Below are 25,814 nucleotides of genomic sequence, written 5' to 3'. Positions count from 1 at the left end.
TACTACTTTATGGCGAAAGCAAAAGCAACAAAAACCACGACAGCTGAGTACAACAAGACGGTTAAGGCTTTAATTAAAGAATATAAGAAAACGGGCAGTATCAAGTATGATGAATTATCAGACAAGATTGCGGCGCCATATAAATTAGATGCTAGTGGCATTGATAAATTATTGCAAAAAGTTGAAGATGCTGGGATCAGTGTCGTTGACGAAAAGGGTGAACCCGATGTTCGGGCCGTTAAGAGTGTTAAAAAAGTTAGCAAGAAAGAATTAAGTAGCGCCGGCTCTTCTTCGGGGATTAAGATTAATGATCCCGTGCGGATGTATCTGAAAGAAATTGGCCGGGTTGATTTGTTGACGGCTGACGAAGAAGTGGCATTAGCTTTGCGGATCGAACAAGGCGATGAATCGGCTAAACAGGAATTAGCTGAAGCTAACTTGCGGCTAGTCGTTTCGATTGCGAAGCGTTATGTTGGTCGGGGGATGCAATTCTTGGATTTAATTCAAGAAGGTAACATGGGCTTGATGAAGGCGGTTGAAAAGTTTGATTATCGCAAAGGATTCAAGTTTTCAACTTATGCCACTTGGTGGATTCGCCAAGCAATTACGCGGGCCATTGCGGACCAAGCGCGGACTATTCGAATCCCCGTTCATATGGTCGAAACGATTAACAAGTTAATCCGAATTCAACGGCAATTACTACAAGATTTGGGCCGGGAACCAACCCCTGAAGAAATTGGGGCTGAAATGGATATGCCAACGGAAAAAGTTCGCGAAATCTTGAAGATTGCGCAAGAACCAGTTTCGTTGGAAACGCCAATTGGTGAAGAGGATGATTCCCATTTAGGCGACTTCATTGAAGACCAGGATGCGACTTCACCGGCCGATGCCGCTGCATATGAATTATTAAAAGAACAATTAGAAGGGGTCTTAGATACCTTAACTGATCGGGAAGAAAATGTGTTACGGTTGCGTTTCGGTTTGGATGATGGTCGGACACGGACTTTGGAAGAAGTTGGAAAAGTCTTCGGGGTTACTCGCGAACGGATTCGCCAAATTGAAGCCAAGGCCTTACGGAAGTTACGCCATCCTTCACGGAGCAAACAATTAAAAGATTTCTTGGAATAAAAACAACTATTTAAATGGCGCCAAAAGACCCCTGCAATGAGGGGACTTTTGGCGCCATTTTTAGTTAGACCTTAATTTAGGTTAAGCGGGCGAAAAATAGCTAATAACGTCTAAACTAGTATAACTAACGGGAAAGGCTTGTTGCTGGCGGAATTGTTCTTGGCGTTTGGTAATCCCGTTGGTTGCCAGGGATTCAGGACTTTCAGCCAAGTTGAAATTAAAAACACGAAAGGTGTCAGGAATGCCCCAGGGGACCGTGATGAGTTGGGGGTCACCTAAAAATTGCGGGAAACTATTATAAATGGCGGCTAAAAAATTCATTGCTAAGGGTTCCAATAAGCGATGTAACTTTTCATATTGAGTCCGAGCCACTAAGTTACCGACTTGTAAGTAGCGTTCGAGTTCAGCATCAGTCGGCTCATCACTTAATTGCATGCCGGCGGGTTCAAACCAAGCTTGCTGTTCGGGATGAGCCTTTAATAGCGCCAATAACTGTTGCTTGGTGTGCGTCACGGTTTCGACAGGTTGTAACTCATCTAAACGCGTGGCGATACCATCGCCATCCAATTGGTCGTCAAAGGCATCATTCATGGTGAATGTAAACAGCGAACCGGTCTGGCGATAGGTGCCGGTTAGTGGCAAGTCAACGGTTAATTGTTGCTCGTGGTCGATAAAGTGAAGTGTCCCGGTGAAGTGTTTGGTAGTTTCGTTAATACTGGTCAGGTCAACGTCCAAATCTAAATCAGGCGTAACTGTGAAAAGCGTTTCCAATTCGATGTCTAATGCCTGAATGATTTTATTCAGGTGACTAAAAGTGATACTTTTGGCGTGACCATTAATTAACTTGGTCAAAGTATGATGCTCAATCCCCGTTAAGTGGGCCAATTCGGCTGGGGTCATTGTTCGATCTTGCAAAATGGTTTCAAGTTGCGATTGAATCATATTGAAGCACTCCTTTTAGTGTGGGTCGATTAGATGGTAATGGTGGCGCTTGGCACCGTGAGCTGTCGCGATGCTGGTTCACTGACCTCCTCATATCATTAAGCTACGGTAACGCTTGGAAATTAATTTTAAAAAGGGATTAATTTAATCCAATAATTTTTAAAGGTCAATCTGAAAAAGCAGGTTAAAGCATGTTAAACTATGTTTAGAATACTAAAATGACTTGATAAAAGGGGTTATGTCGGTGGATGCCAAACAATTATCACAACGGTTAGCAACGGTGGGGGCTTTTGTCCCGCTAGGAGCACGGCTAGCCGATATTGGTTCCGATCACGCTTATTTACCAGCTAATTTGGCTTTAAATCAGCGAATTAGTTATGGTATTGCGGGTGAAGTGGTTCGTGGACCATTTGAGAATGCACAACAGGAGATTGAAAAATTACAATTAACGGCAAGGGTTCATGCCCGTTTAGCCGATGGCTTGGCAGCAATTCAACCAGCTGATCAGATTGACGTGGTGACGATTGCTGGTATGGGTGGCCCGTTGATTCGGCATATTTTGGATCAAGGCCAAGCCCAATTAGCTGGTGTGCAACGGCTGATTTTACAACCTAATGTTGGTGAAGTAACGTTACGGACTTGGTTAATGACGCATCGGTTTCAAATCGTGGCTGAACGGATTCTAGCTGAGGATGGTCATACGTATGAAATTATTGTGGCTGAACCGGTGACGCATGCGGTTCAATATACGGCGGAAGAGTTGCTAGTGGGACCATTGCTAGGGACTGAAAAATCACCGGTGTTTAGTGCTAAGTGGCAACATGAATTAGCACGGGCACAAACTGCAGTGACCCAGATGCAACAAGCAAAAGTGGCGCCAACGGAACAGTTAGCCACGATTAACGCTAAAATAAAATTAATTGAAGGAGTCTTAGCTGATGTTGGCAAGTGATTTAATTACCCGTTTTGAGCAATTTGCACCCTTGTCCTTAAAATGGGATCGAGATCCGAGTGGGTTACAAATTGGCGATCCTAAGCAACCAGTAAAACGTGTGTTGGTCACCCTGGATGTTCGGCCAGCAGTCGTTGATGAAGCGATTCGAGTCGGTGCTGATATGATTTTTGCACATCATCCGGTGATGTTTCGGCCAACGGCTAATTTAGATTATCAAGATCCCCAAAAAGCGATGTATGCGAAAATTGCTGCTCATCATATCTTGGTCTATGCAGCACATACGAATCTGGATAGTGCTGATAATGGGATGAATGACTGGTTGGCAGCGGCGCTAAACTTACAGCACGTGACGGGGTTAGTACCTGGTCATCGGACTGAATTTGTGAAGTTAACCGTAACGGTGCCGACGGATCAAGTGGAAGCGGTCCAAGAATACTTGACGGCACGTCCCCAAGCTCATTTGAATCGGTATGCGTTGAATTCGGGTGAACAATTTAGCGTGAACTTACCACGGCCAGATTTAGCTACGGCGGTTGCTGGCATTAATCAATTTGTGACGCCGGGCACTTGGGATTACGAAGCGCTCCCGCTATTAACTGGCGGTCAAACGTCGTCGATGGGTCGCATTGGTGAGTTAGCTCAGCCAATGACTGTTGCTGAATTTGCCCTTAAGTGTAAGCAAGTCTTTCAATTAGGTGGATTACGGCTCATAAGTGACCAACCAGATCAATTGATTCAGCGCGTGGCCGTTTTAGGCGGTGATGGGGGTAAATTTTATCAGCAGGCACTACAAAAGGGTGCGCAGGTCTATGTTACTGGTGATGTTTATTATCATACCGGCCATGATATGTTGGCCGCAGGATTATCAGTAGTTGATCCCGGTCACCATATTGAAAGTATTTGTATTCCGAAGTTAACAGCCTTATTTGACCAGTGGCGGCTTGAAAATGAGTGGGCTTTGGCAGTTGTCCCGTCTAAAATTAATACCGATCCGTTTACCTTTATTTAAACCTCGAAAGGAAGATTCATATGGCAAAATATCCACAGTTGATTTCTGATTTTTTAACGTTTGTAAAAATTAATAGTCGGTCAGATGAACAGTCTGAAACGGTCCCATCATCACCACGCGAGACAGCTTTTTTAACGCAATTAATGACTAAGTTAACCGCTTTAGGGCTAAGTGATGTTCATCAGGACCCACAAAGTGCCTACGTGTTTGCAACGTTGCCCGCGACCAGCACGCAACCAATGAAAACATTGGGGTTTATCTCGCATATCGACACAGCTGATTTTAATTCGGAACACGTGACTCCCCAAATCGTTGAAAACTATGATGGCAAATCTATTATTAAGCTCGGTGAAAGTGGTTATGAGCTCGATCCAAAGGTTTTTGCTAGCTTGAAAAACTATGCTGGCCAGACGTTAATTACGACGGATGGGACGACTTTGTTGGGCGCTGATGATAAGGCCGGTGTGGCTGAAATCATTAGTGCAGCGGCATACTTATTAGCTCATCCGGAAATTAAACATGGCACGATTCGGCTGGGATTTGGCCCGGATGAAGAAATTGGGACTGGTGCGGATCATTTTAATGTTGCCGATTTTAATGCGGACTATGCCTACACCGTTGATGGTGGGCCCTTAGGTGAATTGGAATATGAAACGTTTAACGCGGCTCAAGCTGAGGTCCAAATCACCGGCGTTAATGTGCACCCCAGTGAAGCCAAAGGAATTATGGTGAATGCGTTACAATTAGCGGTAGACTTTCAGCAGGCTTTACCCGCGCATGATGTGCCCGAAAAAACCAGTGGTCGGGAAGGCTTTTTCCACCTGTTGGCGTTAGATGGAACGGTTGATAATGCAAAAATGACCTATATTATTCGTGATCATGACCGCGCGACTTTTGAAGCTCGTAAAAAGACGTTCCAAGCGGCCGCTGACCAAATCAATGCGCAATATGGCGTTAATCATCTAAAAGTCATGATGAAAGACCAATATTACAATATGCGTGAAGTGATTGAAAAGGATATGACGGTGGTTGACCTCGCTAAACATGCGATGGAGACCTTAGGGATTAAACCGGTTATTTATCCAGTTCGTGGTGGGACTGATGGCTCAAAAATCTCGTTCATGGGCTTACCGACGCCGAATTTGTTTGCTGGTGGTGAAAACATGCATGGCCGTTTTGAATACGTTTCAGAACAAGTTATGGCACAAGCGGTGGATGTTATTCTACAAATTGTGCACGATAATACGCAGCAAGCTAAATAGTTGGCAAGTGATGCGATTCGTTATATAATTTAATAGTCAATAAAGGTCAAACAATAATTGGTAGCTATTTTAGCTACCTTTTTGCTAACCGAATTTTGGGAGGTTATGATAATTATGAATCCAGAACAACTAACAGAAAGCTTACAACAAGCATTAGCACAAGCCCAACAAATTGCGCAAACTCGGCATCATCAAGAAGTTGGGGTCCCACATCTATTTAAATTCCTAACGCAACCAGGTGAATTGGTGCGTCAGATTTTCAGTGAAGCCGGTGCAGATCTTGAACAATTACAAACGGAATTAGATCGTGAATTGGATGATATTAGTACGGTCAGTGGTGGTAACGTGCAATATGGTCAGAGTTTTAGTAACAGCTTAGCGACCTTGATGCAGGCAGCTGATGCCAAACGTAAAACACTGGGTGATGACTTCTTAGCGACTGATGCCGTGGTACTCGCGTTAATGGCTCAAACTAGTGATCAGTTCACAAAATATTTGATCAAACAAGGGATTACGGCTGGGCAGGTTAAGAATGCCGTGGACCGGATTCGTGGGGGCCAACGGGTGACATCACGAAATCAAGAAGATCAATATCAAGCTTTAGAGAAGTATGGGGTCGATTTAGTTAAGGCTGCTCGGAAAGGGAATCAAGACCCAGTTATTGGGCGCGATGAAGAGATTTTGGCTTTGATTCGAATTCTATCACGGAAAACTAAAAATAATCCCGTTTTAATTGGTGAACCTGGGGTTGGTAAGACGGCGATTGTCGAGGGCTTAGCGCAACGAATCGTCCGTGGCGATGTGCCGGAAAATTTAAAGGATAAAACACTATTTTCTTTAGACATGGGTGCCTTAATTGCTGGGGCCAAATATCGTGGTGAGTTTGAAGAACGACTTAAAGCGGTCCTTAAAGAAATTAAAAAGAGCGATGGTCAGATTATTATGTTTATTGATGAAATTCATAATATTGTGGGTGCCGGTAAAACGGAAGGTAGCATGGACGCGGGGAACTTATTAAAGCCAATGTTAGCCCGCGGTGAATTGCATTTGATTGGGGCCACGACGTTGGATGAGTATCGGCAATATCTTGAAAAGGATAAAGCCCTTGAACGGCGGTTCCAACGGGTTTTAGTTGCGGAACCATCCGTGGAAGATACCATTAGTATTTTACGAGGACTCAAAGAACGGTTCGAAATTCATCATGGTGTCCGAATTCATGATAATGCCCTAGTGGCCGCAGCTAAGCTATCTGATCGGTATATTACCGACCACTTTTTACCTGATAAAGCGCTCGATTTGATTGATGAAGCTTCAGCAGAAATTCGAGTTGAAATGAATTCTAATCCGACAGAACTCGATCAGGTTAACCGGCAATTAATGCGATTACAAGTTGAAGCTGCGGCGTTGAAACAAGAAACGGATGCGGCTTCGGTGCAACGTTTGGGTGAGTTAAAACAGGAACTCGCTAGTGCCCAAGAAAAACAACGGGCCTTGGCTGAACGTTGGACGGCTGAAAAGAAGAGTTTGCAAACGTTAAGCGCTAAAAAATCGGCTTTAGACCAAGCAAAGCATGACCTTGAAAATGCGGAAAGCCAGTATGATTTGGAAGCCGCAGCTCGCTTGCAGCATGGCACGATTCCGAAGCTAACGGCGGAATTACAACAGTTAGAAGCGGATGATCACCATGCCGATTGGCTCGTTGAAGAGTCTGTCACGGCCGACCAAGTCGCTAATGTGGTTTCGCGGATGACTGGGATTCCGGTGAATAAGTTAGTGGCAGGTGAACGGGAAAAACTGTTGCATTTAGCTGATAACTTACATCAACGGGTCATTGGTCAAGATACCGCTGTAACCGCGGTAGCGGATGCCGTTTTACGGTCGCGTGCGGGGCTACAAGATCCTAACCGACCACTAGGGTCATTCATGTTCTTAGGTCCTACCGGGGTCGGTAAGACTGAGTTAGCTAAAGCGCTAGCTGAGAATTTGTTCGATGCTGATGATCATATGGTTCGAATCGATATGAGTGAATATATGGAGAAGGAGTCTGTCTCACGATTAGTGGGTGCGGCACCGGGCTATATTGGTTATGAAGAAGGTGGCCAACTGACTGAAGCGGTACGTCGAAATCCTTATTCAATCGTGTTATTTGATGAAATCGAAAAGGCCCATCCCGATGTCTTTAACATCTTGTTACAAGTGTTAGATGACGGGCGTTTGACGGATGGTCAGGGACGGACGGTTGACTTTAAGAATACGATTTTGATCATGACGTCGAACCTGGGATCGGAATTACTATTGGCTGGTATGGATGATCAAGGTCACTTAGCTGCGGGAACGCATGACCAAGTGATGCAGTTGGTTCAAAGTCGCTTCAAACCTGAATTTTTAAATCGGGTGGATGATATTATCATGTTCACACCGTTACAGTTGTCCGCGATTGAACAAATCGTGGTTAAGTTGATTGATCAGTTGTCCGTCCGGCTGGCAGACCGTGAAATTACTTTGAAAATTTCAGATCAAGCCAAAGCCTGGTTAGCGCAAGAAGGTTACGAACCGGCTTATGGTGCACGGCCATTGCGGCGATTGATTACCAAAGATGTGGAAACCCCACTGGCCAAGGCAATTATTGCTGGCAAAGTGGTCCCACAGTCAACGGTATTGATTAAATTAGTGGACAATCAGTTAACCTTTGAAACACAACCGGCAGTTAAAGCCTAAACAAAAACCCGGCTTAGTCAATGACGACTAAGTCGGGTTTTTATTTTTAGCCAGTTTACTTGTTTTTGGCACCTTTAATGGGCATAGAATGATTAGTAATGTATGAAATGCCGTTGACCATAATTAAGGCAAAAATTGCTGAAACCACGCCGATTTCGCCAAAATTGTAAGTCATTTGTTCAAGTGCACCACCGATATAACCGATGACTTCACCAAAAATAACACTCCAAACGATTACCATGATTTGTTTAGTCATATTCTAACACCTCCCAGTGAAAGTAATTTTAGCACAACTAATCAGAAATGCAATTACCTTATGACTGCCGTCTGGAACAACTGTTTGGTATAATGAAATCAATTAATCTTCAGAAAGGAGCCCTAAGATGCAATATATTCCCCTACAAGTGATGAGTACCTTTAGTTTACTGCAAAGTACAAGTACCGTCACTGATTTGGTCCAAGCAGCGAAGCAACAAGGGTACCCTGCGTTGGCATTGACTGATGTTGACGTGATGTATGGCATTGTGGATTTTTATAATGCCTGTCGTCAAGCTGAGATTACCCCAATTTTAGGGATTAATTTAACGTTGGCTAGTCAACGTCCGGAAAGTGAGCAAACGTTTAGTTTAATCGTTTTAGCTAAAGACTGGACCGGTTATCAAGCGTTAATGCAACTATCAACCTTGAAACAAACGGCCACTAAGGCGGCACCCTTAACTTTAGCAGCGGTGACCCCACATTTGGGTCATTTAATGGTATTAACGCCAGCTCGGAATAGTGAGTTGGCCACGTTATTATTACAAGATAACGCCCAAGCTGCGACTGCCTGGGTACAGCAACTACAGGCAGCAACGACTGCCGATAGTCTTTATTTGGGGGTCTCGTTAGATCAATCACCGGCTTTGCGGACAACTTTAGTACAATTTGCGCAGCAGTTACAAGTGCCAATTGTCGCTTTAGATCCGGTGGATTACGTCCAAGCGACGGATTATTTTGCCGTTTCAGTCTTGCAAGCAATCGGCGGTGGTCAACAAATTGACCAGCCGGAACAATTGCAGACGGTGCCGGGCAGTCATTATTTACGGGCGCCCGCCGACCTGATTGCAGCGTATACTGAGTTGGATTTAACGGCTGCCGTTGCAGCTACGGCTGAGATTGCTGCCGCTTGTCAAGTCACCTTAGTTTTTCAAAAACCCCAGCTACCAAAGTTTCCCACACCTGACCAACAACCGGCAACCCAATATTTACGCCAGCTCTGTGAACAAGGATTACAACAGCGTTTGGCAGCAATGCCAGCGACAACTGCTACTGAGACGTATCATCAGCGCTTGGATCATGAATTAGAAGTCATCGATCAGATGGGATTTGATGATTACTTCCTAATTGTGTGGGATGTCATGAATTATGCGCATCAGGCTCAAATTACAACCGGACCAGGCCGGGGGTCAGCAGCGGGGTCACTCGTGGCTTACGTGTTGCAAATAACGGATGTTGATCCAATCAAATATGAGCTCTTATTTGAACGATTTTTAAATGCCAAACGGGCGAACATGCCGGATATTGATTTAGATATTCCGGATAATCGTCGTGAGCAAGTCTTGACCTATGTCCATGACAAATACGGCCATGACCGGGTGGCACAAATCATTACCTTTGGGACCTTGGCGGCTAAACAAGCTTTACGAGACGTTGGTCGGGTCTTTGGCCTATCGACTTTTGAGATGAGTGATTGGAGTGCAGCCATCCCTAATCAGTTACACATTACCTTGAAAGCCGCTTATCAAGCGTCCCGCCGACTGCAAAACCTCGTAGCCGATTCCAGTAAGAATCAGTTGCTCTTTCAAACGGCACAACGCATTGAAGGGCTACCGCGACACTATTCAACACATGCGGCGGGGGTGGTATTGAGTCAGGTTCCGTTAATTCAAATTGTGCCCTTACAAGCGGGTAGTGAAACGATGCTGATGACCCAATATACCAAAGACACGGTGGAAGCCGTGGGATTGTTAAAGATGGATTTCTTGGGTTTGCGAAATTTATCTTTAATGGCGAGTGCGCTTCATTATGTGCAACGTCAAACAGGCCAGCCGTTGGCCCTGACAAAAATTGATCTAAATGATGAAAAAACGTTGCAATTATTTCAAGCAGGAGATACGACGGGCGTTTTCCAATTTGAATCAGCTGGGATTCGGAACGTCTTACGCCAACTACATCCCGATAATTTTGAACTAGTTGCCGCAGTCAATGCGCTTTACCGGCCAGGACCAATGGAAAACATTGATCACTTTATTGCGCGTAAAAAAGGGACTGAAGCGGTCACTTATCCCGCCGATGCGCTTAAACCTATTTTAGGCCCCACCTATGGTATTTTGGTTTATCAGGAACAAGTGATGCAGGTGGCCGCCGTGATGGGGGGCTTTAGCCTCGGGGAAGCGGATTTGTTGCGGCGCGCAATGAGTAAAAAGAAGAAAATCGTCCTTGATGAGATGCGACAAAAGTTTATGACAGGGGCAGCAGCTTTACATTTTTCAACCGCGGTGGCGGCCGAAGTGTACCAATATATTGAACAATTCGCCAATTACGGCTTTAATCGGTCACATGCGGTGGCTTATAGCAAGATGGCGTTTGAATTAGCTTATTTAAAGGTGCATTATCCTGGTGCTTTTTTCACGTCACTCATGAATTCAATCCTGGGTAACGGGACCAAATTAAAGCAATACTTAGGGGAAGCTAAACAACACCATGTCAAAATCGTGCCGCCAGACATTAATCGTAGTCGCAATTATTTTGATTGGGACGGCGAAAGTATCATCTTTGGCCTGAGTTCAATTAAGGGTTTACGGCGCGATTTTATTAGTAGTATTGTGACTGAACGGCAAGCAAATGGGCCGTTTAAAAGCTTGCAGCAGTTGATGCAGCGGCTTGATTCACAATGGTTGAAGCCGGATCTAATGACAGCCTTAATTTATGCGGGTGCTTTGGATCATTTTGGTTTGAATCGAGCGGAACTACTAACCGCCGTGCCAGAACTAATGTCTAGTGCCGAATTGGCGGGAAATAGTATGAGCTTGTTTGCTTCATTAGCGCCGACTATCAAAAAGCAACCAGAATTACCGCTAGGTGAACGATTGGCCAAAGAGGTCGACTATCTGGGGGCATACGTGTCAGGACATCCGGTGGAAGCCTATCGTTGGCTGGCACAACAGCAGCGAACAACGTTAATTAGTGCGTGCCGTGCTGAAGCACGCGTGAAATTATTGGTCTATATTACGAAGACACGGGTTATTCGGACCAAACGAGGACAACCGATGGCCTTTGCCACGGGTAGTGATTTGTCTGGCGAAATTGATCTAACGATTTTCCCTAACACCTATCAACGGTTACAGGCCGAGTTGAAATCGGAAACCGTCGTATTAGTTAGTGGCAAAGTAGAACAACAGCGTGGGTTACAACTGATTGTTGATCAATGGCAACCGGCAGCTAGTTTTACGGCACCAACGAGCCAGCTATTTTTACGATTAACAGCGGACCAGGCAACCCCAACAATTCAAAAGCAGATTCTGACGATTTTACGGCAAGCCCCCGGGCCAAACCCGGTTTTGATCTATTCCGCCACTGCTCGTAAGACAGTTGAACTAAATTCCCAGTATTGGGTGACGGATGATGAAAAAATGGTTGGAGCGCTTACAAGCCTGTTAGGTCGCGATAATGTTGTCGTAAAAAGCGAAACCCCTTGATGTGACGGCGTTTTTAATCATATTTAATTTCAAAAAATAACAGACAACTTTTGGTAAAAGTGTTAAAATTACTCATGGAGTTACGAACTCAATTTATTGCCTGAGGTGAAAAAATGAAACGCATTGGTATTTTAACCAGTGGCGGTGACGCTCCTGGTATGAATGCGGCCGTTCGTGCTGTTGCTCGTAAAGCAATGGCCGAAGGGTTAGAAGCATACGGCATCAACTACGGTTTTGCCGGATTGGTTGCTGGCGACATTCATAAATTAGAGTCAGCAGATTTGGATGGTGTGATTGAACAAGGTGGCACATTACTTTATTCAGCACGTTATCCTGAATTCGCTCAAGTTGAAGGTCAATTGAAAGGTATCGAACAACTAAAGAAGTTTGGTATTGATGCCTTGGTAGTTATTGGTGGCGACGGGTCTTATCATGGGGCCTTGCGCTTAACTGAACATGGTTATAACACTATTGGATTACCAGGAACAATTGATAACGATATTCCATTTACTGATTTCACGATTGGGTTTGATACGGCAGTTAATACTGACGTTGAAGCACTTGATCGGATTCATGATACGGCACACAGTCATGACCGGACTTTCGTTGTGGAAGTTATGGGTCGTGGAGCTGGTGACGTTGCTATGTGGGCTGGCGTTTCAGCTGGTGCCGACGCTATCGTGATTCCTGAACAAGATTGGGATATGGAAACCATCGCCAACAAAATTAAGTACAACCGGGCTAACGGCCATCGAAGCAACATTGTTGTTTTGGCGGAAGGTGTCATGGGTGCAGCTGAATTTGTTGAAAAGTTATCTGAATATGGTGACTTTGATGCCCGGGCCAATACAATTGGTCATATGCAACGTGGGGGTCGTCCAACTGCTAAAGACCGTGTTATGGCCAGCAAGATGGGCGCCTATGCAGTTGAACTCTTACTTGCGGGTAAGGGTGGCGTCGCCGTTGGAATCCAAAATAATCAATTGGTTAACCATAGTATTTTAGATTTGTTTGATTCTAAACATGAATCTGAACTATCATTGACTAAGTTGAATGATGAGATTTCATTTAACTAATTTGTTTTTTACTAATTTGATAAAAATGACGTAAATGTCTTTTTATAAAAACTTTCAAGGGAGAGATTTTTCTTATGAAGAAAACCAAGATTGTTTCAACACTTGGTCCTGCCAGCACCGATATCGACACTATTGTTAAATTGATTGAAGCCGGCGCAAATATTTTCCGCTTTAACTTCTCACATGGAGATCATGAAGAACATTTGGATCGTTTAAACAAGGTTCATGAAGCTGAAAAGATTACGGGTAAGACTGTTGGTATCATGCTTGATACTAAGGGTGCTGAAATTCGGACAACTGTTCAAAAAGATGGTAAGTCTGAATACAAGATCGGTGATAAGGTACGTATTTCCATGGATGATTCTCTAGAATCAACTCATGACAGAATTGCCGTTACCTATGATGGCCTTTATGACGATGTTCATATTGGTGGTCATGTCCTCTTCGATGATGGTTTATTAGACATGAAGATTGACGAAAAAGACGAAGCTAACCGCGAATTGGTTACCACTGTCCAAAACGCCGGTGTTCTAGGTTCACGTAAAGGGACCAACGCTCCTGGCGTTTCAATCAACTTACCAGGGATTACTGAAAAGGACTCAAGCGATATTCGCTTCGGTTTGGATCACGAAATCAACTATATTGCTGCTTCTTTCGTTCGTAAGCCACAAGATGTCTTAGACATCCATGAATTACTCGAAGAAAAGCATATGGAACATGTTCAAATCTTCCCTAAGATCGAATCACAAGAAGGTATCGACAATGTCGATGAAATTCTTAAGGTTTGTGATGGTTTGATGGTTGCTCGTGGTGACATGGGTGTTGAAATTCCAGCTGAAAATGTACCTTTGGTACAAAAGAGCTTGATCAAGAAATGTAATGCTTTAGGGATGCCAGTTATTACGGCTACTCAAATGCTTGATTCAATGCAAGAAAACCCACGTCCTACTCGTGCCGAAGCTTCTGACGTTGCCAATGCTGTCTTTGATGGTACTGACGCAACGATGCTTTCAGGTGAAAGTGCTAATGGGCTTTACCCAGTTGAATCAGTTGCTATGATGGCTAAAATCGACCAAAAGGCTGAAAACACTTTAGCTGAAAACGGTAGTTTACAATTAAACCGTTTCGATAAGACTAGTGTTACTGAAACCATTGGTATCGCGATTGCTCGGGCTGCTAAAAACTTGGGTATCAAGACGATTGTTGCTGCGACTGAATCTGGCTACACTGCTAAGATGATTTCAAAGTACCGTCCAGATGCTGACATTTTAGCAATCACTTTCGACGAACGGACACAACGTGGTTTGATGGTTAACTGGGGTGTTCAACCAATCGTGGCTGAAAAACCAGAAACAACCGATGACATGTTTGATTTAGCTGCTTCTAAAGCTGTTGAACTTGGTTTTGCCAAGGAAGGCGACTTAATCTTGATCACCGCTGGGGTTCCAGTTGGTGAACGTGGGACAACTAATATCATGAAGATTCAATTAATCGGCTCAAAATTAGCTGATGGCCAAGGTGTCGGTGACGAAACTGTCATTGGTAAGGCTGTTATTGCTACTTCTGCGCAAGAAGCAATTGACAAGGCTGTTGAAGGCGGCGTTTTAGTTACTAAGACGACCGACAAAGACTACTTGCCAGCAATTGAAAAGTCTAGTGCTTTGATTGTTGAAAACGGTGGTTTAACTTCACACGCTGCGGTTGTTGGTATCTCAATGGGGATTCCAGTTATCGTTGGTGTTAAGGATGCAACTTCTGTTATTGCTGATGGTCAATTGATCACAGTTGATTCACGTCGTGGGTTCATTTACCGCGGTGCATCTAACGCACTTTAATTTCAAATTTAATTTGAACGTAAAAAGTCGTCGCTTTGCGGCGGCTTTTTATATACATATTATGAGTTAATTGCGGTCAAACCTCGCTATCTGGTGCGTTTTCAGTTACAATTAATATCACGTGAGGTGTCATATGGAAAGTTGGCTATTTTTATTAGCTATTTTAGTGGTGGCTTGGCTAGGTAAGAATCAATCCTTGCAAATTGCCACCGTGGTTGTTTTACTGATTAAGCTCATTCCAAATACGAATAAATTATTGACGACGATTGGGCAAAAGGGGATTAATTGGGGCGTGACCGTCATTACGGTTGCCATCCTCATTCCAATTGCCACGGGTCAAGTTGGTTTTAAGGATTTATGGCATGCTTTCAAATCGCCAGTCGGTTGGATTGCAGTTGCCTGTGGTGTGTTAGTCTCAGTGCTGTCATTTCACGGTGTCGGTTTATTATCGGCAACGCCAGAAATTACAGTGGCATTAGTTTTTGGGACTATCTTAGGTGTGGTGTTGTTACGTGGAATTGCGGCTGGCCCGATTATTGCGGCCGGCATTACTTATTGTATTATTCAAGTTTTACATTTGAGTTTGCAATAATATAAAGGAGTTAAACATGGAAAGTATTATGGGAACGGTCGTTACAGGTAAGGTAACGGATGAAAATGATGATGCGTATTTTGTACAAGTTAATGGTGAAACGTTCTGGGTTGATAAGTTGGAACCAGAACAACCGTTACATATCGGTGGCTTATATGAAGGGTTTGCTTATGAAAATGAGCAACATCGGTTACAATTAACGCGGCATATTCCTGAAATCTCATTTGACCATTATGTTTGGGGGACTGTTGTGCGCACACGCCATGATTTAGGGGTGTTTGTCGATGTTGGGTTACCAAACAAAGATTTAGTGGTTTCATTGGATGAATTGCCAACGATTAGTCGGCTATGGCCTAAAAAAGACGATCGATTAATGGTTAAGCTCGCGCGGGATAACAAGCAACGGTTATGGGGTACTTTAGCCGATCAAACTTATTTTGCGGAAATTGCGACGCCTTATGATCGTAACCAAGTTAAAAATACTGATACAGTTGTGACGGTCTTTCGCTTAAAAATGGCGGGAACTTCCGTGATTACTGATGATGGTCATTTGGGTTTTGTGCACCCTTCAGAACGAGATCAAGAACCACGTCTGGGGCAGCACATGAAGGCCCGGGTCATCGGTAACTTACGTGATGGCGAAATGAACCTTTCTTTGAAGCCCCGGGGCTATGAAGAAATTGGCGATGATGCTCAGATGTTATTAGCGGCATTACAACATCAAGGCACTCATACATTACCTTTTTGGGATAAAAGTGATCCCGAAGATATTCGGACCTATTTTGGGATTAGTAAGTCACAATTTAAGCGCGCCGTCGGTAATTTATTGAAGCAACGACTCATTAGTCAACAACCCGGTGAAATTAAGTTAATTGAGGTTAGCGATGACGAAGCCGACGATTAATCGAGAGATGCAGGACCAGCTTGCTGACTACCTGCATTTTTTGCGTGTCGAACGCGGGCTAGTTACGAATAGTATTAAAAGTTATCGGCAGGATTTGACCGAATTTTGTGGTTATTTGACCACTCAAAAAATTGCGTCATTCAAGGTAGTCGATCGTTATGTGATTCTAAATTATCTTCAAGTTTTAGATGAGACGGGTAAGTCGCGGAATACAATTATTCATGCGGTTTCTAGTTTACGGAAATTTTTTCAATATCTGGTGCAATTACGACAGATTGATCAAGATCCAATGCTAAAAATCGACACCCCTAAACGGGCACAACATTTGCCACAAGTCTTGTCGGCGCACGAGGTCGAACGGCTATTAGCAGTGCCTAAGCTAGACACCACTTTAGGTTTACGCGATCGGGCGCTACTGGAAGTAATGTACGCAACTGGTCTACGAGTCAGTGAAACGATTAATTTAAAAATGGATGATTTACATTTAGACTTAGGCTTGGTACAAACGATTGGTAAGGGTGATAAGGAACGGATTATTCCAATCGGTGATATTGCGATTGATTTCGTTGAACGTTACCTTAAAACAGCCCGGCCCAAGTTAGTTTCACCTAAGCGACGAAATACTTATATATTTCTTAATAATCACGGTGGGCAACTGACACGACAGGGTGTTTGGAAAAATCTGAAAGCCAGTGTGAAAGCGGCTGGCATTGAAAAAGATGTGACCCCGCATACCTTGCGCCATTCGTTTGCAACGCATATTTTGGAAAATGGCGCTGATTTGCGGGTGGTACAAGAGCTATTGGGTCATGCGGACATTTCAACGACGCAAATTTACACGCATATTACCAAAAAGCGACTGGCGGAGGTTTATAATAAATACCATCCCCGGGCTTAGTTAGGAGGGGTCTGATGTTAGTTAAATATCGTAAAGACTACGAAAAAGTGGCGATGGGCTTACTCTCTTTTATTCCTGATTTTAAAGATATTGGTCATTTGCAGACTGAAATGAAATGGTATCAGGCGACTGGTAATCATCAATTATTATTGTGGCGGCAAGCTAGTGGTGATTTTAGTGGCATCGTGGGGTTAGAAGTTGGGACAGATTTTGTTCTAGTTCACCACGATTCCTTATCGCCAGAAGAACGGACACCGGCCAATCAACATCAAATGTTAGATGAGCTAGCAGCGTTATATCCGGATAAACGGGTGATGGGTACCTTAGAAATGGCCCCAATTATTGGGGAATGGGAGCGCAATCGTGATGAACAACGAACAGCCAATCACCATTAAAATCTCAGAATTTGAGGGTCCCTTGGACTTGTTATTGCACCTCATTCGGCAAAACAAAATGGATATTTACGATATTCCAATCGCTGAAATTACGCAGCAATATTTGGATTATTTACATTCTATGCAGGCGTTACAATTAGATGTGGCAGGTGATTATTTGGTCATGGCGGCGACTTTAATGACGATTAAGAGTCGATATTTATTGCCACCGTCGGCAGAGGCCGATGAGTTGGCTGAAACTGAGGTAGATGAGGATCCCCGTGATTCACTGGTTGCGGAATTATTGGCTTACAAAGTGTACCAAGAAGCGGCAGGAGAATTGCGCGTTAAAGAGCAAGCGCGTCATCAGCATTTTACACGCGAAGCCATGTTGGTGCCAACCGAATTAGCGGTCCCCAAGCTCACTGCGGGGATTACCGTCGCTGATTTGCAAGCGGCATTTCGACAATTGGTTGCCAAGCGGCGACGCGCTCAGCCGCTCGTAAAAACGGTGACGGCCGATCCTGTCAACATTGAAGACCGAATGCAACAGATTGCTCAGCAGTTACAACAGCAGCCACAGGGGGTCGATTTTGCGGCCTTATTTACGGTGACTGCCAGTGATGATATGTTAGTCACGACTTTTATGGCCGTGTTAGAATTAACTAAGCAAGCACAATTAAGATTGGTTCAGACCGATGGCCTTGGACCGATTCATTTATATTTACGACAGGATGAACAGCATGACGAACATTGAACAAATTGAAGGCTTATTATTTGTTGCTGGGGATGAAGGAATTACAGTTGCGGAGTTAGAACATGCGACTGGTTTTGCCAAACCTGCAATCAATATGATGTTAACGAACCTAGCAGCTAAGTATGAACAAGATGCGGATAGTGCTTTGGTGATTTTATCTACGGCGAACACCTACCGCTTAGCGACTAAGCAAGCGGTCGCACCGATTTTGAAGCGTTACTTTGAGGCGCCACTATCAACGAGTTTATCGCAGGCTTCGCTAGAGGTATTGGCAATTATTGCTTATCGACAGCCGCTAACGCGAATTGAAATTGATGAAATTCGGGGTGTTCAAAGTGGTTCGACGATTCAAAAATTAGTCTTACGCCAATTGGTAACAGAAACTGGGCGACTAAGTGAGCCCGGTCGACCAATTTTGTATGGGACCACTGAACTATTTTTGGATTACTTTGGGTTGAAATCATTGGAAGAGCTACCTAAGATTGATTTGGAGGCGTTAAGCGATACCACGCATCCAGCACCTGAAACTGATTTATTTTTAACGGCATTTCAAGATAGATTGAATGGACAACATGAAGATAGTGAGGAAAACTAATGGCAGAACGATTACAAAAAGTGATGGCCGAGGCGGGCGTGGCGTCACGGCGCAAGTCAGAAAAACTAATTACCTCGGGACATGTCCGTGTGAATGGGCAAACCGTGACTACCTTAGGGGTTAAAGTTGAAGCTAGCGACCGGGTTGAGGTTGATGGGCTACCTTTATTGGCAGAAAAACCAGTTTATTATTTGTTTTATAAGCCACGTGGTGTTGTGACGACGGTTCATGATGAACGGGGCCGGAAAACGGTGATGGACTTTTTCAAAGATGTACCGGAACGGATTTATCCAGTGGGCCGCTTGGATTATGATACTTCAGGGTTATTAATTATGACTAATGATGGCGCCTTAGCCAATCGGTTAACCCATCCAAAATTTGAAATCAAAAAAACTTATTTGGCTAAAGTGGAAGGCGTCCCAACAAATGCTGATTTAAAGCAATTACGATTAGGGGTTGAAATTGATGGCCGCATGACAGCGCCGGCAAAATCTAATTTATTGGATAGTGACCACAAGAAAAATAATGCGTTGGTACAATTGACCATCCACGAAGGCCATAATCATCAAGTTAAAAATATGCTGGCGGCGATTGGGCATCCCGTAACGAAGCTAAAACGGGAACGCTATGGTGTCTTAGACTTGCAAAGTTTGCAGGCCGGTGAATATCGTAAGTTGAAGCCAATTGAAATTAGTAAATTAAAAGGCGAAAGATAACGCTTGCATTATGGGTTAAAAATCGTTAAACTTAAACTGTTACAAAAATAAATAGTTGGTTCATCTTCAGGGCAGGGTGTAATTCCCGACCGGCGGTTATAGCCCGCGACCTACGTTTGTTGTAGTGATTTGGTGTGATTCCAAAGTCGACAGTTAAAGTCTGGTATAAAGAAGATCGAGCTTATTTGGCATAAATCCGCAAATAACCTCACCCTGATGACCGTTAAGGCTCAGGGTGTTTTTTTGTAGAAAATGACGAAGTAGTTCATTGAAGATGACCCATAGGAGGGTACGTTATGCAACAAACAACGTTACGCCGACTAGTGGGCATTGCCTTGCTTGGCGCGTGTGCATATATTGTCATGTTACTAGAGTTTCCAATCATCCCGATGGCGTCATGGATGAAGATTGATTTTTCAGATATTCCTATTTTGATTGGCTTGTTCCTATATGGAATGGGTGGCGCGTTTGCCATTACTTTGGTCAAGCTAGTCTTACATTCAGCGACGATGGGCTTTGCGTTACCAGATTTAATCGGCTCGTTGGCCAGCTTTATGGGGTCAGCGGTTTTGATTATCGTATTTGCACTAGTTTTACGCTATTATCGTGGTAATCCGAAATGGCGGATGCCGCTGGCAATTGGTTTGGCAACGATTGGCTTGATTATTGTTGAATCGTTAGCTAATTTAACCTTTGTCTTGCCATTTTATATGCAGGTGATGGGGTTGAAGCTAAATGTGTCGCTCAATACGATGATATTAGTTGCGGTGGTGCCGTTTAACTTAATTAAAGGGGTGCTGGTTGGCAATGTCTTTTGGCTAGTCTATCATCGCTTAGCTAAATGGTTAAGCAAGCAAAATCAACTCATGAGTCGTACTTAATTAAATCACTAAAGTGGGTCTGAGACGGATTGTCTTGGGCCTTTTTTTGAAATTTATGAGCTGGTTTTAAGTAGTCAGTCAGACGCTAACATGCTATGCTTAAAGGTAATGATTGAAAGGTGGTTGGGGATGTTTGCTGATTATTTATTATTAATGTTCACGACGACGCCCCGGCGGTCCAAGGCACTCTTTAACCTGTTACGTGGTCGCCGGACAGTCTCAACCTTGTTTGCTGGACTAAGCTACCAGCGACTAGACCAATTGGACAGTTGGCATGGGGTCCCGTTAGCTAAGTTTGAAGCCGCCGCTGATGAGTTGGTCGCCGCCGGTTGGCTAAGTTCCCCAACCGCCGGACAACTGCAATTAACGACTGCCGGGCAAGCACAACAGGCCAAGTTGCAACAGACGTTATATTTGCCGCAAGCTTGGGACCAATTTCAACAAGTTGATGTGCGCCGTTTTGAAGCGTTGAGTCAGTTAGCGTTGCAAGTTGTTTCAGAAGCGGTCCACCAGCAACGACAATATTATCCAATCAGTACTGATCCAGGGGTTCAAGCGACAGTTAAACAATGGTTACGCCAATGGTACCGGCCGGAACTAGGGACGACAATTTATCAGGAGTTACAGCAGTTTTTACAAACGGTCTCACCAGACTTAGCGACGATTTTTGCGGCGAGCTTAACGGGCCATGCTTTTCCTGGCCAAACTGATCAACAATTGGCTGAACAATTTAAGTGTTCGACGGTCGAAATATTGGTGATGCGCAAGGATTTGACTTGTTTGTGGATTAAATGGCTACGGCAGACCAAGCAAGGGCCACTAGCGGCTCTATTACGCCCGTTGATAAAGGCGACGCCAGTTAGCACCAGCGCTTGGCAAACGTATCAAGCGTTGAAAGTGACGCCAGATTTAGCCCAAATTGCACAGCAACGGCATTTAAAATTAAGCACGGTTCGCGAGCATTTGTTGGAGGTGGCGATTCTAATGCCAGAATTTCCGTATCAGCAATTATTGACAGCTGCGCGGGTACAACGGTTAACAGCGATTTTTGCAACGAATCCAGCAGTTGAAACGTGGCAATATGCCACAGTTAGCGCTGTTGAGCCACAATTAGATTTCTTTTGGTTCCGACTTTTCCAGATTATGAGGTGTCACGATGCAGCGCGCTGAAATTTATCGACTATTAAAAAATAAGTATGGCTTTGATGATTTTCGACCAGGGCAATATCCGGTGATTGCGGCGTTACTTGCAGGTGAAGATGTGTTGGCCGTTTTACCAACTGGGACGGGTAAATCGTTAATTTATCAGTTCTTTGGGACGATTACGCCGGGCTTGGTCATTGTGGTTTCACCGCTAATTTCATTAATGCAAGATCAAGTAGCGCGGTTAAATTATCAAGGTGAAAAAAAGGTGGCCGCCTTAACATCACAATTGGATTTCGGCGCGCGTCAACGAATTTTAACGCATATTTCAGCGTTGAATTATTTGTTCATTTCACCGGAAATGCTTAAGCAACCAGTGGTATTAACTGCATTGAAATCGATTAAACTAGCTTTGTTCGTTGTTGATGAGGCGCACTGTATCTCAACTTGGGGCCCCGATTTCCGACCGGATTATTTAGCATTAGGGGCATTGAAACACGAGCTAAATGACCCACAAACGTTAATGTTAACAGCCACTGCAACTGCGACTGTGCGGCAAGATATTGTGACCCAATTACAAGTTAAGGCAGCCAAGCAAGTCGTTTATTCGGTAGATCGGGCTAATATTTATTTAGCGGTGGAAGCAACTGCAGATGAAGCTGCTAAACGCGTCCGATTGCAGCAACTGGTTACGACGGTCAAAGGGCCAAGTATCGTCTATTTTAGCTCTAAACGACAAACTGACTTGATTGCCGAATGGTTACAGGCAACGACCGGATTACGGGTTGCCGCTTATCATGCTGGCTTGACTGCTACGGATCGTTACAAGATTCAGCAGCAATTTATGGCGGGGGCTTTGGATGTGATTTGTGCCACATCAGCGTTTGGCATGGGGATTAATAAAGCAGATATTCGCATGGTTGTTCATTATCATTTACCAACGACGTTAGCGGATTATGTGCAAGAAATTGGCCGCGCCGGTCGGGATGGTGAGCAAGCATTAGCTGTGTTGCTGTATGCGCCTGGAGATGACCAGCTGGTTCGTAATTTAAATGAGTTAACTGCGGCTAGTCCGGCGGAAATCCAATTAGATTTTCAGCGTTTTCAAAGCCAACGACCAGCCGAGACCGCTCAAAGTCAGGTCTTGCAATTTTATTGGGAGCATGCTTATTCGGTGGTCCAAGTGACCACGTTATTTAAACAACGGCAACAAGCTAAGACGGCAGAACTAACCCAGTTAATGGCTTATATTCAAACTGCAACTTGTCGGCGGGCGGTCTTGTTAGCTTATTTTGATGAGCAAGCCAACGACCACACGGCGGCTTGCTGTCAGTTAAAGGGCGTGCCAATTCCAGTGGCTTCATTAGGATTAACGGCGCCTGAAAGGCCGAAGTTAGCACCGGTGCCAGCTTGGCATCAAATTCTAACACAACTGTTTTTACAAAATTCTTAAAGAAATCAGTTAAGGGTTATGTTACAATATTTGATGAAAGTTTTTTGAGGAGGAACACCCTATGAGTCAAAAGAATGATAATGAAAAGTCCCAGAAAGATAAACCATGGGACAAAACTTTTGAAGACGATCGGGATGATTCGGGTAATTTATCGCGAACTCAAAAACGCAAACGAAATAATAGTAATTCAACGTTAACCACCATTTTAGTGGTTTTAATTTTGTTGCTCGCCTTAGCACCAATTGGATATTTCTTGGTGCGTAAAAATTCACTGAATAGTCCACAACAAACTGAGCAAGTCGCTAGTTCGAGTTCTAAGAAAAAGTCATCGAGTGCGGCCCTTGCTAAATCGACTTCAAAAGCCGCAGCTAAAAAAAGTGCGTCCACTGTAGCGGCCAAGAAGCAGGCGGCTAAACGTAGTAGTCGTTTAGCGGTTGCAAGTTCTAAAGCTAAGGCTGCTTCAGCGTCAAGTAGTGCGGCTGATAGCAGTACTAGCGCAAGCAGTGCTAGTAGCAGTAGTAGTTCCTCATCATCTTCAGCAGGAACCAAGTACGTCACCGTTGAAGCGGGCCAAGGTGTTTATCGGGTCGCAACCAATGCTGGAATTTCAGTGGATAAGTTACTGGAATTAAATGGGTTATCGTCTGGCGCAACGATTTCAGCTGGACAACGGTTACGCGTCCGTTAAAAATGCGATTTTTAGATTGTGAGGGTAAAAGTTAATGGCTAAGCAAGGACTTCAAGTTGCCATCGATGGACCAGCATCAGCTGGTAAAAGCACGGTGGCAAAGTTAGTAGCAAAACGGTTTGGGTATGTGTATGTGGATACTGGCGCCATGTATCGAACCGTCACTTATTGGGCGATGCAACATCAGGTTGCGTTGACTGATGAAGCGGCCGTGATTGCTTTAATGCCCACGTTAACCATTAGTTTCAAGCCAGGGGAACCTGATCAATTGGTTTTTGCTAATACGGTCGACGTGACAATGGCGATTCGGCAACCGGATGTAACTAATAATGTGTCAACAATTGCGGCATTGCCTAAAGTTCGTGAGATTTTGACTGACCAGCAACGCCGCATTGCGGCCGCTGGTGGGGTCGTCATGGATGGTCGCGATATTGGGACCACTGTCTTGCCACAGGCAGAAGTAAAGATTTTCTTAGTGGCTTCGGCGGCGGAACGGGCGCAACGGCGGTATACGGAAAACTTAAAAAAGGGGATCCGAACCCCGCTCGCACAATTACAAGCCGAAATTGAATTACGTGATCATAAGGATTCAACCCGGAAGGTGTCACCTTTGACACAGGCAAACGACGCAATCTTAGTGGATACGACGCCAATGTCGATTGAAGAAGTTGTGACAACCATTGCGGAAATTATAAAAAAACAAAATTCAACAATCTAATTGCATTACTTAGTGCTTTTAGCTAGCTTTTCATTGCGTTTTCAGCTATGATATAGGTTAGAGTTATTGTTGACAGGAGGAAAATTTGCATGAGTGAAAACGAAAACAGTCAAAATGAGAAAAATGAACTTTTAGACGCTTTAAATAGCGTTGAGGAAGTTAACGTCGGTGACGTAGTTAAGGGTGAAGTCTTAGCTATTGACGATGACAAACAAGTCATTGTTGGAATCCAAGGCACCGGTGTTGAAGGGGTGGTTCCTTTGAAGGAACTTTCAACACAACGGGTTGAAGATGTCAATGAAGTTGCCAAAGTAGGCGATGTATTAGACTTAGTTGTCATTTCTCGGATTGGTACCGATAAAGAAAACGGCAGTTACTTACTGTCACATCGTCGGTTAGAAGCTCGCAAAGTTTGGGACGACGTTGAAAAAGAATACGAAGCAGGCCATACTATTAAGGCGCCTGTAACCCAAGTGGTTAAGGGTGGCTTAGTTGTTGATGCTGGTGTACGTGGGTTTATCCCAGCCTCTATGATTGATGATCATTACGTTGAAGACTTGAGTGCTTACAAAGGCCAAGAACTTGAACTTAAGATTATTGAAATCGAACCTAGCGAAAACCGATTAATCTTGTCACACCGTGCAGTTGTTGAAAAGCAACGCGAAGCACAACGTGCCGAAGCTTTACAAACGTTACAAGCTGGTTCAGTTGTTACTGGTAAAGTGGCTCGTTTAACTAATTTCGGGGCATTCGTTGACCTTGGCGGTATTGATGGGTTAGTGCATGTTTCAGAAATTTCATATGACCGTGTTGAAAAGCCAGCTGATGTTTTGAAGGTTGGTCAAGAAGTTGAAGTTAAGATTTTATCTGTTGATGCTGATCGTGAACGGGTCTCATTGTCAATTAAGGCAACCTTACCTGAACCATGGGATGGCATTGAAGAAAAAGCGCCACAAGGTGCCGTACTTGATGGTAAAGTTAAACGTTTGACTAGCTTTGGGGCCTTCGTTGAAGTATTCCCTGGCGTTGAAGGTTTGGTTCATATTTCACAAATCTCACATCAACACATCGCAACACCAAACGATGTCTTGAAGGTTGGTCAAGAAATTAAAGTTAAAGTTTTGGATGTTCGTCCAGATGAAAAACGGTTGGCATTGTCAATTAAGGCTTTGGAAGAAAAGCCACAAGCTGTTGAAGGCGAAGAAGAAAGCCACAGCAACAACAATCGCGGTGGTAACAACAACCGTCGCAACAACCGTTCAAATCGTTCTGCAAGCGAACGCTCAACGGCTAACGCTCCAGAAGAATCAACTGGTTTTACATTAGGTGATTTGATCGGTAACGAATTGAAGAACGCCGAAAACAATAATAATGACGAAAACTAGTCATTGTTAAGTTAAAAATACCCTTCAAGCTTGCCTTGAAGGATATTT

General features: G+C 44.1%; 23 protein-coding genes and 1 riboswitch. Of the genes, 21 read left to right on the top strand and 2 right to left on the bottom strand.

Annotated elements, in window-relative coordinates; all coding sequences use genetic code 11:
* Nucleotides 1-9: 9 nt before the first annotated feature.
* On the top strand, nt 10-1,128 hold the full coding sequence (rpoD, locus tag C5Z26_RS02725) for an RNA polymerase sigma factor RpoD (RefSeq protein ID WP_105448494.1): 1,119 nt from the start codon (nt 10-12) through the stop codon (nt 1,126-1,128).
* An 81-nt stretch (nt 1,129-1,209) separates the two neighbouring features.
* On the opposite strand, the gene C5Z26_RS02720 is transcribed toward rpoD, so the two are convergent.
* Nucleotides 1,210-2,070, bottom strand: a complete 861-nt coding sequence (locus C5Z26_RS02720) for a helix-turn-helix domain-containing protein (protein ID WP_105448493.1) — start codon at nt 2,068-2,070, stop codon at nt 1,210-1,212.
* 244 nt (nt 2,071-2,314) lie between these two features.
* Between C5Z26_RS02720 and C5Z26_RS02715 the strand changes: the two genes are divergently transcribed.
* From C5Z26_RS02715 to clpB, 4 genes are all read left to right on the top strand, one after another.
* The gene (locus C5Z26_RS02715) at nt 2,315-3,022 is read left to right on the top strand and encodes a tRNA (adenine(22)-N(1))-methyltransferase (RefSeq protein WP_105448492.1); all 708 of its coding nucleotides are present in this window, start codon (nt 2,315-2,317) and stop codon (nt 3,020-3,022) included.
* A complete protein-coding gene (locus C5Z26_RS02710) occupies nt 3,009-4,034 on the top strand; it encodes a Nif3-like dinuclear metal center hexameric protein (RefSeq protein ID WP_105448491.1) in 1,026 nt (341 codons plus the stop codon). The genes C5Z26_RS02715 and C5Z26_RS02710 overlap by 14 nt, the downstream gene beginning before the upstream one ends.
* Before the next feature lie 20 nt (nt 4,035-4,054).
* Nucleotides 4,055-5,296, top strand: coding sequence for a peptidase T (gene pepT / locus C5Z26_RS02705; RefSeq protein WP_105448490.1), 1,242 nt, complete (start codon nt 4,055-4,057; stop codon nt 5,294-5,296).
* Between the two features lie 114 nt (nt 5,297-5,410).
* Nucleotides 5,411-8,014 (top strand): ATP-dependent chaperone ClpB, encoded by a 2,604-nt coding sequence (gene clpB, locus C5Z26_RS02700; protein ID WP_105448489.1) that lies wholly within the window; start codon nt 5,411-5,413, stop codon nt 8,012-8,014.
* 55 nt (nt 8,015-8,069) lie between these two features.
* Here clpB and C5Z26_RS02695 read toward each other — a convergent pair whose 3' ends face one another.
* Nucleotides 8,070-8,270, bottom strand: a complete 201-nt coding sequence (locus C5Z26_RS02695) for a YjzD family protein (RefSeq protein WP_105448488.1) — start codon at nt 8,268-8,270, stop codon at nt 8,070-8,072.
* A gap of 127 nt (nt 8,271-8,397) precedes the next feature.
* On the opposite strand from C5Z26_RS02695, the gene dnaE reads away from it, so the two are divergent.
* From dnaE to rpsA, 16 genes are all read left to right on the top strand, one after another.
* The gene (dnaE, locus tag C5Z26_RS02690; RefSeq protein WP_105448487.1) at nt 8,398-11,751 is read left to right on the top strand and encodes a DNA polymerase III subunit alpha; all 3,354 of its coding nucleotides are present in this window, start codon (nt 8,398-8,400) and stop codon (nt 11,749-11,751) included.
* Nucleotides 11,752-11,864: 113 nt separating this feature from the next.
* The gene (gene pfkA, locus C5Z26_RS02685) at nt 11,865-12,827 is read left to right on the top strand and encodes a 6-phosphofructokinase (RefSeq protein WP_105448486.1); all 963 of its coding nucleotides are present in this window, start codon (nt 11,865-11,867) and stop codon (nt 12,825-12,827) included.
* Nucleotides 12,828-12,901: 74 nt separating this feature from the next.
* On the top strand, nt 12,902-14,662 hold the full coding sequence (pyk, locus tag C5Z26_RS02680) for a pyruvate kinase (protein WP_105448485.1): 1,761 nt from the start codon (nt 12,902-12,904) through the stop codon (nt 14,660-14,662).
* A gap of 133 nt (nt 14,663-14,795) precedes the next feature.
* Entirely contained in the window at nt 14,796-15,254 is a 459-nt protein-coding gene (locus tag C5Z26_RS02675) for a DUF441 domain-containing protein (RefSeq protein WP_105448484.1), read from the top strand.
* 16 nt (nt 15,255-15,270) lie between these two features.
* The gene (locus tag C5Z26_RS02670) at nt 15,271-16,158 is read left to right on the top strand and encodes a CvfB family protein (RefSeq protein WP_105448483.1); all 888 of its coding nucleotides are present in this window, start codon (nt 15,271-15,273) and stop codon (nt 16,156-16,158) included.
* Nucleotides 16,159-16,165: 7 nt separating this feature from the next.
* Nucleotides 16,166-17,056, top strand: a complete 891-nt coding sequence (gene xerD / locus C5Z26_RS02665) for a site-specific tyrosine recombinase XerD (protein WP_105450113.1) — start codon at nt 16,166-16,168, stop codon at nt 17,054-17,056.
* 14 nt (nt 17,057-17,070) lie between these two features.
* Nucleotides 17,071-17,451 carry an N-acetyltransferase gene (locus tag C5Z26_RS02660; protein WP_105448482.1) on the top strand — a complete coding sequence of 127 codons (381 nt, stop codon included), beginning with the start codon at nt 17,071-17,073 and terminating at the stop codon, nt 17,449-17,451.
* On the top strand, nt 17,423-18,187 hold the full coding sequence (locus C5Z26_RS02655) for a segregation and condensation protein A (protein WP_370447978.1): 765 nt from the start codon (nt 17,423-17,425) through the stop codon (nt 18,185-18,187). Before C5Z26_RS02660 ends, C5Z26_RS02655 begins: the two co-directional genes overlap by 29 nt.
* Complete coding sequence (gene scpB, locus C5Z26_RS02650; RefSeq protein WP_105448481.1) at nt 18,174-18,782, top strand: SMC-Scp complex subunit ScpB; 609 nt, start codon at nt 18,174-18,176, stop codon at nt 18,780-18,782. The genes C5Z26_RS02655 and scpB overlap by 14 nt, the downstream gene beginning before the upstream one ends.
* Nucleotides 18,782-19,498 carry a pseudouridine synthase gene (locus C5Z26_RS02645; RefSeq protein WP_105448480.1) on the top strand — a complete coding sequence of 239 codons (717 nt, stop codon included), beginning with the start codon at nt 18,782-18,784 and terminating at the stop codon, nt 19,496-19,498. The genes scpB and C5Z26_RS02645 overlap by 1 nt, the downstream gene beginning before the upstream one ends.
* 58 nt (nt 19,499-19,556) lie before the next feature.
* Nucleotides 19,557-19,678: riboswitch (FMN riboswitch) on the top strand.
* A gap of 116 nt (nt 19,679-19,794) precedes the next feature.
* Nucleotides 19,795-20,379, top strand: a complete 585-nt coding sequence (locus C5Z26_RS02640; protein WP_105448479.1) for an ECF transporter S component — start codon at nt 19,795-19,797, stop codon at nt 20,377-20,379.
* A 129-nt stretch (nt 20,380-20,508) separates the two neighbouring features.
* Nucleotides 20,509-21,549, top strand: a complete 1,041-nt coding sequence (locus C5Z26_RS02635) for a YpbB family protein (protein ID WP_105448478.1) — start codon at nt 20,509-20,511, stop codon at nt 21,547-21,549.
* The gene (locus C5Z26_RS02630; RefSeq protein ID WP_105448477.1) at nt 21,536-22,975 is read left to right on the top strand and encodes a RecQ family ATP-dependent DNA helicase; all 1,440 of its coding nucleotides are present in this window, start codon (nt 21,536-21,538) and stop codon (nt 22,973-22,975) included. Before C5Z26_RS02635 ends, C5Z26_RS02630 begins: the two co-directional genes overlap by 14 nt.
* A 61-nt stretch (nt 22,976-23,036) precedes the next feature.
* Entirely contained in the window at nt 23,037-23,663 is a 627-nt protein-coding gene (locus C5Z26_RS02625) for a LysM peptidoglycan-binding domain-containing protein (RefSeq protein ID WP_105448476.1), read from the top strand.
* A 34-nt stretch (nt 23,664-23,697) separates the two neighbouring features.
* Nucleotides 23,698-24,381 (top strand): (d)CMP kinase, encoded by a 684-nt coding sequence (cmk, locus tag C5Z26_RS02620; RefSeq protein WP_105448475.1) that lies wholly within the window; start codon nt 23,698-23,700, stop codon nt 24,379-24,381.
* Nucleotides 24,382-24,470: 89 nt separating this feature from the next.
* Nucleotides 24,471-25,766, top strand: coding sequence for a 30S ribosomal protein S1 (gene rpsA, locus C5Z26_RS02615; protein WP_105448474.1), 1,296 nt, complete (start codon nt 24,471-24,473; stop codon nt 25,764-25,766).
* Nucleotides 25,767-25,814: the final 48 nt, after the last annotated feature.

Source organism: Lactobacillus sp. CBA3606 (assembly GCF_002970935.1).
In the GTDB taxonomy this organism is placed as follows: Bacteria; Bacillota; Bacilli; order Lactobacillales; family Lactobacillaceae; genus Lactiplantibacillus.
Note: the sequence above shows the minus strand (reverse complement) of the source record. Positions and strands in the feature narration are given on the sequence as shown.